General features: G+C 71.0%; 3 protein-coding genes. 2 read left to right on the top strand and 1 reads right to left on the bottom strand.

Annotation, left to right across the window (positions count from 1 at the left end; genetic code table 11):
* Positions 1 to 6 precede the first annotated feature (6 nt).
* Positions 7 to 10,800, bottom strand: a complete 10,794-nt coding sequence (locus SLV14N_RS34720) for a type I polyketide synthase (protein ID WP_263272497.1) — start codon at positions 10,798 to 10,800, stop codon at positions 7 to 9.
* A gap of 811 nt (positions 10,801 to 11,611) precedes the next feature.
* On the opposite strand from SLV14N_RS34720, the gene SLV14N_RS34715 reads away from it, so the two are divergent.
* Positions 11,612 to 11,983, top strand: a complete 372-nt coding sequence (locus tag SLV14N_RS34715) for a hypothetical protein (protein ID WP_208686495.1) — start codon at positions 11,612 to 11,614, stop codon at positions 11,981 to 11,983.
* Between the two features lie 101 nt (positions 11,984 to 12,084).
* A complete protein-coding gene (locus SLV14N_RS34710; protein WP_263272496.1) occupies positions 12,085 to 12,996 on the top strand; it encodes an ACP S-malonyltransferase in 912 nt (303 codons plus the stop codon).
* Positions 12,997 to 13,008: the final 12 nt, after the last annotated feature.

Genomic DNA, 13,008 nt, shown 5'->3' with positions numbered 1-13,008 from the left:
TCGCGGTCAGGACTTCCCGAACTCCTGGTCGAAGAAGTCGAGTAGCTCATCGGCGGAGGCATCCCGGATATCGCTGTTCGTGTCGCGTTTATCCGTTGCCGAGCCGCCGTCGCGATACCTGCTCAAGGCCCGCTCGAGGCGTTTCGTGATGGTCGTTCGTTCACGGCTTTCCGTTTCCAGCGTCAGAAGAGCGTTTTCCAGCTTGGTGATGGTGGCCAGCGCCGTGGCGACCGCATCGGGTTCGTCATCGACGAGTCCGGCGAGAATGTGGTGCGCCAGTGCCGTGGAGGTCGGGTAGTCGAAGACCAAGGTGGCCGGCAACCGCAGCCCGGTCTCCGCATGCAGGCCGTTGCGCAGCTCCACCGCGGTCAGTGAGTCGAAGCCCAGTTCAGAGAAGCTCTGATCCGCGTTGACCATGCCTGCACCGGAGTGCCCCAGCACCATGGCCGTGTGAGTACGCACCAAGTCCAGGACGACACCGGCGCGTTCGGCGGCCGGTACCGCCGCCAGCCGGTCGCGCAGGGACTTCGCCACGGCGGGCCCGGCGCTCACCGTACGGCGCGCGGGCGTGCGGACGATGCCGCGCAGGATCGCGGGCACCTCCCCGGCTGCCGCGACCTTCTTGGTGTCCAGCGCCACGGGAATCACCACCGGGGTTTCGGCGGCGCCCACCACGTCGAACAGTGCCACGCCCTCCTCCGAGGACATCGGCGGCAGCCCCTCACGGCTCATCCGCCGCAGATCGGTCTCGGTGAGCTTCCTGGTGAGGTCGCTGCGCTCCGACCAGAGCCCCCAGGCCAGTGACAACGCAGGGAGGCCTTGGGCGTGCCGGTGCTCGGCCAGCGCGTCGAGGAAGGTGCTCGCCGCCGCGTAGTTGGCCTGGCCGGGCGCGCCGAGCACCCCGGAGGCCGAGGAGAACAGCACAAACGCCGACAGGTTCAGGTCCTGGGTGAGTTCGTGCAGGTTCCAGGCCGCGTCGACCTTGGGCCGCAGCACGGTCTCGATCCGCTCCGGGGTCAGCGCGCCGATCAGTCCGTCGTCCAGCACCCCGGCGGTGTGCACCACCCCGGTCAGCGGCGCCTCCGCCGGTATCCCGGCGAGCAGTTCACCCAGCGCGTTCCGGTCGGCCGCGTCGCAGGCGACCACGTCCACATGGGCACCCAGCTCGGTCAGTTCGTCCCGGAGCCGCGGGGCGCCGTCGGCGGCCAGGCCCCGGCGGCCGGCCAGAATCAGCCGCTTCGCACCGTGCTCGGCGACCAGGTGCCGCGCGACCAGACCGGCCAGCATGCCGGTGCCACCGGTGATCAGCACCGTTCCCTGACCGGCCCATACGGGCTTCCGGTCCGCATCCACCGGCCCGGGACGGGCCAGCCGGGCCACGGAGGCGACCCCGCCGCGCACCGCCAGTTGCGGTTCCGCCTCGGCCAGCAAGGCGGGCAGGGCCCGCAGCGATGACTCCTCGCCATCGAGGTCGGCGAGCACGATCCGGCCCGGGTTCTCGGACTGGGCCGACCGCACCAGGCCCCAGACGGGAGCGAGCGCGAGATCCGGGCTCAGCTCACCGGACACGGCGACCGCGCCCCGGGTGAGGACCACCAGTTTCGCGTCGGCGAACCGGCTCTCGGCCAGCCAGGTCTGCACCGTGCCCAGCACCTGGTGCACCGCCGAGCGCACGGCATCCGGCACCGGGCCGGGGCCGGCCGCGGGCACCGGAAGCAGCACATACTCCGGCACCGGGTCCTGCTTGCCGAGCACCGCCAGATCCGCCGCGGCACCCGCCTCGATCCCGGCGCCCCGCAGGGCACCCGCGAACGCTTCGGCCTCGGGCCCGACCACGGCCAGGGACATCCCGTTGTCTCGGCCGGAGAGGTCGGGCAGTACCGTCCAGTCGAGCCGGAAGACCGAGTCCCGGCCGCTGCCGGCGACCCGCATCTGGTCGGCCGAGACCTCACGCATGACCAGCGACTCGACGGTCGCCACGGGGGCACCGTCGGCATCGCTCACCACGACCCGCACACCGTTCTCGCCGGCCTTGCTCAGCCTGGCGCGCAGCGCGGTGGCGCCCACCGCATGCAGCTGGACCCCGGTCCATGCGAACGGCAGCCCCGGCCCCTCGTCGCCGTGGGCTTCGCCAAGGCCCACCGTGTGCAGGACCGCGTCGAGGAGTGCCGGGTGCAGACCGAACCGGCCCGCCTCTCCGACGGCTTCCTCGGGAAGAGCGACCTCGGCGAACACCTCGTCACCGCGTCGCCAGGCAGCGCGCAGCCCCTGGAAGACCGGGCCGTACTCGTAGCCCGCCGCGGCGAGTTCCCCGTAGAACCCGTCCACCGAAACGGCTTCCGCACCGGCCGGCGGCCAGGCCTCCTCGCCGAGCACCGCCGGAGCTCCGGTCCCGACGGCGAGCACGCCGGTCGCGTGCCGGGTCCACGTCTGTTCGGGCGCTGCGTTCTCGTCACGGGAGAACACCGCCAGGTTCCGGCGCCCGTTCTCGTCGGACTCACCGATGGTGACCCGCAGCTGCACCCCACCGGTCGGCGCGATGATCAGCGGTGTCTCCAGCGTGAGTTCCTCCAGCAGGTCACAACCCACCTGGTCCCCGGCCCGAATAGCCAGCTCGACCAGCCCGGTACCCGGCACCAACACCGTGTCCAGCACGGTGTGATCGGCCAGCCAACGGTGCGTGGACAGCGACAGCCGCCCGGTGAACAAGAAGCCGTCCGAGTCCGGCAACGCCACCGCGGCACCGAGCAGCGGATGATCCGCCGCACCCAGCCCCACCGAGGACACGTCCCCGGCACCGGACGAGGTCTCCAGCCAGTAACGCTGCCGCTGGAAGGCGTAGGTCGGAAGCTGGACCCGCCGCCCGGCAGCGAGCAGGGTGCTCCATTCCACCGGGACACCGTGCGCCCAGAGCTGGCCGAGCGACTGCGCGAAACGGGACCAGCCACCCTCGTCACGACGCAGAGTGCCCGTCACCACGACGGGACTGCCCGCCTCCTGCGCCGTGTCCTCGATCCCCGGGGTCAGGACGGGATGCGCACTGCATTCGACGAATACGCCGTGCCCGTCAGCCAGCAGCGCCTGGACGGCTTCCTCGAACCGCACAGTGTTGCGCAGGTTCTCGAACCAGTACCCGGCGCCGAGTTCCTCGCCCGATATGGCCGAAGCACTCACGGCGGAGTAGAACGGGACCCGACCCTCACCAGGACGCACTTCGGCCAGGACCGTCGCAAGCTCCTCGCGCAGCTCCTCGACCTGCGCACCATGCGAGGCGTAATCCACCGGAACCTGCCGAGCCCGCACCTCCTGCTCAGCACACTCCGCCAACAACTCCTGCAAAGCCTCGGGCTCGCCTGAAACCACGGTCGACGTCGGGCCGTTGATGGCGGCGATAGATATCCGCTCGCCCCACTTGGCGATGCGCTCCTGCACCGCCTCACGAGAGCCGGCAACCGAGACCATGCCACCACGTCCGGCAAGCACCCGCCCGATGGCCTGACTGCGCAACGCCACCACCCGGGCACCATCACGCAGCGACAAGATCCCCGCCACGCAGGCCGCGGCAATCTCACCCTGAGAATGACCCACCACGGCGGACGGCACTACACCACAGTCCTCCCAGACCGCAGCCAGCGACACCATCACCGCCCACAACACCGGCTGAACCACATCAACCCGCGCCAACATGTCCTCGTCGGACAGAACCTCATCCAACTTCCAGGACACGAACTCCGACAGCGCCTCCCCACACTCCGCCATCCGACCCGCGAACACCGGGGACGTAGCGAGCAGTTCATCCGCCATGCCCAACCACTGCGAACCCTGACCGGGGAACACCAACACCGCGCCAGAAGCCGCCGTAGCCGCCACACCGCCGCGCACCGCACCCGGCCCCTCCAGGCCGCCGGCGAGACCACGCAGGCCACTCAGCAACTGATCCTTGTCAGCACCGACCACCACAGCCCGATGCTCCAACTCCGCCCGCGTGCTCAGCAGAGAGAAACCCACATCAGCCAGACCCAGCTCCGGACGGCCCTCCACAAAAGACACCAAGCGCTCCGCCTGAGCCGCCAACGCCTGCTCCGAACGCGCCGACAGCACCCACGGCACCACCCCGGCCCGCGCAGCCGCCTCAGCCGGTTCGCCCTGAACCGGCTCCACAGCCACCGCCTCAGAGGCAGGCGCCTGCTCCAGCACCACATGCGCGTTCGTCCCGCTGATCCCGAACGACGACACACCCGCCCGCCAGGGTTCGCCGGTCTTCGGCCACTGCCGGAGATCGGTCAGCAGCTCGACGCTGCCGGCGGACCAGTCCACGTGCGGGGTGGGCGCATCGACATGGAGGGTCTTCGGCAACAGCCCGTGCCGCATGGCCAGCACCATCTTCATCACACCGGCCATACCGGCGGCGGCCTGGGTGTGCCCGATGTTGGACTTGATCGAGCCCAGCCACAGAGGCCTGTCGGACATCCGGTCCCGGCCGTAGGTCGCTATCAACGCCTGGGCCTCGATGGGGTCGCCCAGCCGCGTACCGGTGCCGTGCGCCTCGACCGCGTCCACCTGACTGGCGGTCACCCCCGCGTTGGCCAGGGCCTGTTCGATGACGCGCTGCTGCGAGGGGCCGTTCGGTGCGGTCAGACCGTTGGACGCACCGTCCTGGTTCACGGCCGAACCCCGCACCACCGCAAGGACCGTGTGGCCGTTGCGCCGGGCGTCCGAAAGGCGCTCGACCAGGACCATGCCGACGCCTTCGCCCCAGCCGGTGCCATCCGCCGCGGCGGCGAAGGCCTTGCAGCGGCCGTCCGCGGACAGGCCGCGCTGCCGGGAGAAGTCGACGAAGGTGTCCGGAGTGGACATCACGGAGACGCCGCCGGCCAGGGCCAGGGTGCATTCCCCGGTGCGCAGCGCCTGGATGGCCCAGTGCAGGGCGACCAGGGAGGAGGAGCAGGCCGTGTCCACGGTCACCGCGGGGCCTTCGAGGCCGAAGGTGTACGAGACCCGGCCGGACAGGACGCTGCCCGCGCTGCCGGTTCCGACATAGCCTTCGAGGTCCTCGGGGATCTGACCGCTCGGCGGGGCGTAGTCGTGGTAGCTCACTCCGGCGAACACACCGGTTTTGCTGCCGCGCAGGGTGGTCGGGTCGATGCCTGCGTTCTCGAAGGCCTCCCAGACGGTCTCCAGCAGGATCCGTTGCTGGGGATCGGTGGCCAGTGCTTCGCGGGGGTTGATCTCGAAGAAGCTCGCGTCGAAGTCGGCGACGTCGTGGAGGAATCCGCCTTCGCGGGTGTAGGTCTTTCCGCTGCGGCCGGGGTCCGGGTCGTAGATGCCTTCGACGTCCCAGCCGCGGTTCTCCGGGAAGTCGCCGATGGCGTCGCCGCCGGAGACCAGCAGGTGCCACAGGTCGTCGGGGGAGGTCACCTGGCCGGGGAACCGGCAGGCCATCCCGACGATGACGATGGGGTCGTCGTCGGCCGTCGGCGTGGTGGACCGCACGGCGACGGGCGCGGCCGCTTCGCCGAGCAGTTGTTCCCGCAGGTGCCGGACCAGGGCGACGGGGGTGGGGTAGTCGAAGACCAGGGTCGCGGACAGGCTCAGGCCGGTCACCGTGTCCAGGCGGTTGCGCAGTTCCACCGCGGTCAGTGAATCGAAGCCGAGATCCCGGAACGCGCGGGAGGTCTCCACGGCCCCGCCGCCGGCGTATCCAAGGACCAGGGCGATCTGCGCGGTGACCAGGTCCAGCAGGGCCCGGTCCTGGTCGGCCTGCGGCAGCCCGGCCAGCTTCTCCCGCAGGGAGTCGCCGGTTCCGGCACCGGCCGTCGCCGCGGTGCGCCGGCGGAACGGCACCAGGCCGTGCAGCATCGGCGGGAAGTCACCGGTGACGGCGAGGACGTTGATGTCCAGGCGCACCGGTACGACCAGGGGCGCGCCGGAGCGGACGGCGCCGTCGAACATCCGCATGCCCTCGTCCGGGGTCTGCGCCACGATGCCCTTGCGCGCCATGCGCCGCAGGTCGTTCTCGCCGAGTCCGCCGGCCATACCGCCACCGTCCTGCGCCCACAGGCCCCAGGCCAGCGAGACACACGGCAGACCGAGGCCGTGGCGGTGTTCGGCCAGGGCGTCGAGGAAGGCGTTGGCCGCCACATAGTTCGCCTGTCCGGGTGCGTCGAAGACGCTGCACGCGGCGGAGAACAGGATGAACGCGGACAGGTCGAGGTCGCGGGTCAGCTCGTGCAGGTTCCAGGCCGCGTCCACCTTGGGCCGCAGCACCTTGTCCATGCGCTCCGGGTTCAGCGAGGCGAGGACGCCGTCGTCCAGCACGCCCGCGGTGTGGACGACCCCGGTCAGCGGGGTGTCCGCCGGGATGCCGGCCAGCAGGGCGGCCAGCGCTTCCCGGTCCGCGGCGTCACAGGCGGCGATGGTCACCTGCGCGCCGAGTGCGGTCAGCTCGTCGCGGAGTTCCGCGGCGCCTTCGGCGGCCATACCGCGGCGGCTGGTCAGCAGCAGATGCCGGACGCCGAGGTCGGCCACGAGGTGGCGGGCGGTGATCGCGCCGAGGCTTCCGGTGCCGCCGGTGACCAGGACTGTGCCGTCCGCGGTCCACACCGGGTCCGGTTCCCCCTCGGGGGCGGGCAGTTGGGCGAGGCGGGGCGCCGAGACGCGACCGCCGCGGATCGCCAGCTCGGGTTCCCCGGCGTCGGCCGCCGCGGGCAGCACGTCCAGGGACCGGGTGTCGTCGTCGATGTCGACCAGGACGAGCCGGTCGGGATGCTCCGACTGTGTGGAGTGCACCAGCCCCCAGACCGGTGCCGTCACCAGGTCGACCGGTTCCTCCGCGACCGAGACCGCGCCGCGGGTGAGCACCATCAGCCGGGTGCCGGCGAACCGCTCCTCGGCCAGCCACCACTGCAGCCGGGCAAGGAGCTGATGGGAGGTTTCCCGTACGGCATCGGGCACGGTGCCGGCCGTGGCCCCGATTACCGGCAGCACCACGGTGTCCGGTACCGGGGCATCGGTGTCCTGCGGGTCGAGCACGGAGGCGCCCAGGGCCGCCGCGAGGGCGGGGTCGTCGCCGAGGACCGCCCAGGTGCCGCCGGTCCGCTCGGCGACCGGGACCGGTGTCCAGTCCAGCCGGTACAGCGAGTCCGGGGTGTGCGAGTCGGTGGTCAGTTCGTCGGCCGTCACGGTGCGGCGGGCGACCCGGTCCACGGAGGCGACCACGGCGTTGTCCGCGTCGGCCGCCAGTACGGAGAAGCCGTCCGCACCGGCCGGGGAGATCTTGACCCGCAACGTCGTGGCGCCGACGGCGTGCAGCCGGAAGCCGGACCACGAGGAGGGCAGCCGGGGGCCGTCCCCGTCCGTGCCGGACTCGGCCCGGCTCAGGGTCTGGACGACGGCTTCCAGCAGGGCGGGGTGCAGCCCGTAGCCGTCCGCCTGGGCGGCCGGTTCGTCGGGGAGGGCGACCTCGGCGTAGAGGTCCTCGCCGCGCCGCCAGGCCGCGCGTACGCCTTGGAAGACCGGCCCGTAGCCGAAGCCGGTCGCCGCCAGCTCGTCGTAGAGCCCGTCCACTGCGAGGGGTTCGGCGGCGGCCGGGGGCCAGGAGGTCTCCGGGAAGGCCGGTACGGGCGCGGGCCCGGTGGCGAGCACACCGGTGGCGTGCCGGGTCCAGGGCCGGGTGTCGTCGGCGTCCTCGGCCTTGGAGAACACGGACAGTTCCCGTCGGCCGTTGTCGTCCGGCGCGTCCACGGTGAGCTGGATCCGCACCCCGCCCCGTGCGGGCAGGATCAGCGGATCGAGCGGTGTGAGTTCCTCGATGAGCTCGCAGCCGGCCTGGTCACCGGCTTGGACGGCCAGCTCGACGAGGGCGGAGCCCGGCACCACCACGGTGCCCAGGACGACATGGTCGGCCAGCCAGGGGTGGGTGGCCAGGGAGAGCCGGCCGGTCAGCAGGAATCCGTCGGAGCCGGGCAGCGGCAGCACCGCGCCGAGCAGCGGATGGTTTCCCGCACCGAGCCCGGCGGAGGTCACGTCCGCGCCTCCGGCGGCGCCCTCCAGCCAGTAGCGCTGCCGCTGGAAGGCGTAGGTCGGCAGGTCCACCCGCCGGCCTCCGGGCAGCAGGGCGGCCCGGTCCACGCGGACGCCCCGGGTCCACAGTCCGGTCAGCGCCTTCAGCAGTGCCTCGGCGTCGGCGAGCGGGGCGCGCAGGCTGGGCTGGAAGGTGACCGTGTCGTCCTCGGGCAGGCAGTCGCGTCCCATGGCGGAGAGCACACCGCCGGGGCCCAGTTCGAGGAAAGTGGTGACGCCGTCGGCGTGGGCGGCCTGGATGCCGTCGTGGAAGCGGACCGCTTCGCGGACATGGCGTACCCAGTACTCCGGGTCGCGGAGTTCGGCGGGCTCGGCGAGACGGCCGGTCACATTCGACACGACGGGCAACCGGGCGTCGGAGTAGGTGAGTCGGTCCACGACCGTGCGGAACTCGGCCAGCATCGGCTCCATGAGCGGCGAGTGGAAGGCATGGCTCACCCGCAGCCCCTTCACCTTCCGGCCGCGGGACTCCAGCGCGGCGACCACCTGCTCCACGGGCTCCGCGGCGCCGGAGAGCACCACCGATGCCGGTCCGTTCACCGCCGCGATCCCGACCTGCTCCCGGCCCTCCAGCAGCGCGCGCACCTCGTCCTCGGACGCCGCCACCGACACCATCACGCCGCCACCGGGCAGGGCCTGCATCAGCCGCCCACGCGCCGCGACCAGCTTCGCCGCGTCCGCCAGCGACCAGACACCCGCGAGATGGGCCGCCGTGACCTCGCCGATGGAGTGGCCCAGCAGGACCTCCGGAACCACGCCATAGGACTCGACGAGCCGGAAGAGCGCGACCTCCAGCGCGAACAACGCCGCCTGCGCATACTGCGTCTGGTGGAGGAGCTCCTGCTCGCCACCGCCGGACTCGGCCCAGACCACCTCGGTCAGCGGGCGCGGCAGCAGACCGTCGAACTCCGCGCACACCTCTTCCCAGGCCCGCGCGAACACCGGGTACGTCTCGTAGAGTTCGCGGCCCATGCCCGGCCGCTGCGCACCCTGGCCGGTGAACAGCATCGCGAGCCGGCCCTCGCTCACGGCACGCGGCTGCTCGGTGTCCTCGGCCAGTGCCCGGATGCCGGCGAGCAGTTCATCGCGGCCGGTGCCGGTCACCGCCGCGCGGTAGTCCAGTCCGGCCCGCGTGGTCACCAGCGAGAAGCCGATGTCGACCGGGTCCAGTTCCGGCCGGGACGCCACGTGGGACGCCAGGCGCCCGGCCTGTGCGGCCAGTGCCTCCCGGGACCGTGCGGACAGCATCCACGGCACGATCCCGGGCGCGGACGAGGCGGCGGCAGGTGCGTCGTCCGGGGCCTGCGGCCGGTCGTCGTCCGGACCCGGCACCGGCGCCTGCTCCAGTACGACGTGCGCGTTGGTGCCGCTGATCCCGAAGGAGGAGACGCCCGCCCGGCGGGGCCGACCGGAGTCCGGCCACTCGCGTGCCCGGGTGAGCAGCTCCACCGAGCCGGCCGACCAGTCCACCTGCGGCGAGGGCTCGTCCACGTGCAGGGTCTTCGGCAGCGTCCCGTGCCGCATGGCGAGGACCATCTTCATCACACCGGCCACTCCCGCGGCGGCCTGGGTGTGCCCGATGTTCGACTTGATCGAGCCCAGCCAAAGCGGCTGGTCCTCCTGCCGGTCCTGCCCGTACGTGGCCAGCAGCGCCTGCGCCTCGATCGGGTCACCCAGCCTCGTGCCGGTGCCGTGCGCCTCCACCGCGTCCACGTCCCCCGTGGACAGCCGGGCGTTGGCCAGCGCCTGCCGGATCACCCGCTGCTGCGCCGGACCGTTCGGCGCGGTCAGCCCGCTGCTCGCACCGTCCTGGTTGACCGCGGAGCCCCGCACCACGGCAAGGATCGGATGCCCGTTGCGCTGGGCGTCCGACAGCCGCTCCACCAGCAGCACTCCGGCGCCCTCGCCCCAGCCGGTGCCGTCCGCGGCCGCCGCGAAGGACTTGCAGCGGCCGTCGGCCGCGAGACCGCGCTGCCGCGAGAAGTCGATGAAGGTCTCGGGGGTGAACATGACGGTCACACCACCGGCCAGCGCCATGCTGCATTCGCCGGCCCGCAGGGCCTGAATCGCCCAGTGCAGCGCCACCAGGGAGGAGGAGCAGGCGGTGTCCACCGTCACGGCCTGTCCTTCCAGGCCGAAGAGGTACGCCACACGGCCCGAGACCACGCTGGAGTCGGCCCCGTTGCCCTGGAACGCCGCGACGTCCTCGGCGACGCCGGAGACGCCCGCACCGTAGTCGTGGTACATCACGCCGGTGAACACCCCGGTCTTGCTGCCCCGCAGCGAGGCCGGGTCGATCCCGGCACGTTCGATGGCTTCCCAGGACACCTCCAGCAGCAGCCGCTGCTGCGGGTCCATCGCCACCGCCTCATGCGGGGAGATGCCGAAGAACCCCGGGTCGAATTCCGCCGCTTGGTGGAGGAATCCGCCCTCCCGGGTGTACGAGGTGCCGATGTGCTCGGGGTCCGGGTGGTACAGCGAGTCCAGGTCCCAGCCGCGGTCGTCGGGGAACTCCGAAACGCCGTCGGTCCCGGCGGCCACCGCTTCCCACAGCTCCTCCGGCGAGGACACCCCACCGGGATAGCGGCACGCCATTCCTACGATGGCGATCGGCTCCGACTCTTTCCGCTCGGTTTCGGTCAGCCGGGCACGGGTATCCCGAAGCTCGGCCGTTGTCCGCTTGAGGTACTCGAGCAGCTTTCCCTCGTTGTTCGCCACCGTATTCCACTCCACTGAATCGGTCGGAGGACCTTTACGTCGATGACACCGAAAGACACCGAACGCCACGACACCCGTACGGCGCACTCGGCAGCGGCATACCCTGCCGCGCCGGCCGCCGTATCAATCGCCCTGATGAGAGCGCGCAATTAGTCCGCGCAGTCGGCTTCCCAAGAATTCCAAGCCCGACAGATCCCCCTTCGACTCACTGCGGGCCACGCTACGGAATCGCCGACAGGTACTCCAACCCCTAGCCTCCCCTAAGGGATATCGCGCAACCCTGAGAGACGGGTGGGGCGGTGAGGGGTGATCAGGGGGTCTGCAGGCGCTCCCGGTGACGGTCGCGGTGAATTACCCGGTGCACGGGTGTGAAGCAGGACAGTTTCGCGCGGGGATACGGGGATACGGGTCGCGGGGAAGGCCGGGGAGGCGAAATCACCGGCCGCGGCCTCGCGCGCCGCAGCCCGCCGACAGCCCCACGGCCGCCCCGTCCATCCGTGGCGGCCCGGCAGTACCACCTGCTCACGGCAGCCCTTCATACCTGGGCAGTCCGCCGGCACCCGGGCCCGCGAAACGATCGGGGCGCACGAAATCCCACTTCTCTTGCGGCTGCCAGGTTAGAGCTGCGATCCCGCGCCGGCTACCCCTATCCGGTACCGGCGAACCCCCTAATTTGCGCCATGCGCGGCCCGGCCCGATTGCCCCGCACATCGGTGACAGCCGAGGAGCGGACCGGATACCCTGAACCCCTCTACGGCCGTCATCCGCAACGGTGTTGACGACCACAGCACGAGACATGGGGAGGAATCCTATGCCCAGGGGGGCGGCCCGTGTCCGTGTCCTCGCGTTAGCACTGGTACTGCTGACCGCGGGATGCACGGACAAGGAGCATTCCAATAAGTCGTCCGAGCTCAAGAACAAAGCTTCCGCCTGTGTGAAGGCACTCCGGATCATCGATCTGGTGCCGGATCCGAAGAAGGCCGAAGACTACGAGAAAAAGGGCAAGGAATTACGCGACTTGGCGAAGGACGTGCGTGACCGTGAGGTCGCGAAGGCCATGCGCCAAGTGGCCCATCAATATGGCATGGCACGAGTCGAGGCCGCACGCGACTTCGGCCGGGTGGCGGTGTGGGTCAAGGGGACCGTCACCAACATCAAAACTTTGAAAAAGGTGTGTGCCTGACCATGGGTCGGACTGAAGCGCAAGGGTGGGACTCCCCCACCGCGCCGGCCGTCGGGCGAGGCTCCGGTGCGGGGCCGCGGACCGCCGTACTGTTCCCCGGCATGGGCCGGTTCGATTTCGCGAGCGCCGGCCGGTTCCTGGTGCTCGACCGGTATGCACGCAACCGGCTCGCGACCGCCGACGAGGTGCTCGGCTTCTCCGTACTGGAGCGCTTCCACGGCGCCGGCGCCGACTACTCCGAGTACGCCCAGCTGGCTTTCCTGATCGCCTCGCTCGCCGCCGCGGACCGGGCCGAGGACCGCTTCGGTATGCGGCCGGACGTCTGCGCCGGGGCCAGCTTCGGCCAGAAGGCGGCGGCCGCGTACGCCGGTTCGCTCGATTTCGCCGATGTCGTACGGATGACGGCGGAGCTGGCGCGCTGCGAGAAGGAGTACTTCAGCACCGAGCACTCGGACGTGGTGACGCACTCCGTTTACCGCGTCCCGGACGAAGAGTTCCATGCCCTGCTGGACGACATGCGGACCCGGGGTGAGTGGTTCGACATTTCCGGGGTGCTGGAGCGCGGGTTCTACATGGTGTCCCTGCGCGAATCCCGGCTGGAGGATTTCATCCGGGCCGTGCGGGACCTCGGCGGATACTCCCTGTACACCATGCGCCCGCCGGTGCATGCCGGCGCGTTCGGTGCCCTGCGCCGCAAGGCGGAGGCGGAGGTCATCGCCAGGTACCCGATCAGGGCGCCCCGGCTCCCCGTGATCTCGGACGCCGACGGAACGGTGGTGGACTCCGCCGAGGCGATGCGGACGATGCTGCTGGACACCTTCGACCGGGCGATCCGCTGGCCGGACATGGTGACCTCGATGGCCGGGCTCGGCGTGGACACCCTCTATGTCACCGGCGCCGATGACATGTTCCACCGGCTGAACTGCACGGTCCGCAATTTCGACGTCATTACGGTCAACCCGAAGAACGCCCTCCGCCCTGGACCCCCGAAACTCCGGGCCCGGGCCGCCTGATGCCGGTCCGAT

This window comes from Streptomyces sp. Je 1-4 4N24 (assembly GCF_026239515.1).
Classification (GTDB): Bacteria; Actinomycetota; Actinomycetes; order Streptomycetales; family Streptomycetaceae; genus Streptomyces; species Streptomyces nigrescens.
Note: the sequence above shows the minus strand (reverse complement) of the source record. Positions and strands in the feature narration are given on the sequence as shown.

Excerpts from the sequence above, each read along its gene's own strand:
- SLV14N_RS34710 (WP_263272496.1), top strand. The coding sequence starts at position 12,085 with ATGGGCCGGTTCGATTTCGCGAGCGCCGGCCGGTTCCTGGTGCTCGAC.
- SLV14N_RS34715 (WP_208686495.1), top strand. The coding sequence starts at position 11,612 with ATGCCCAGGGGGGCGGCCCGTGTCCGTGTCCTCGCGTTAGCACTGGTA.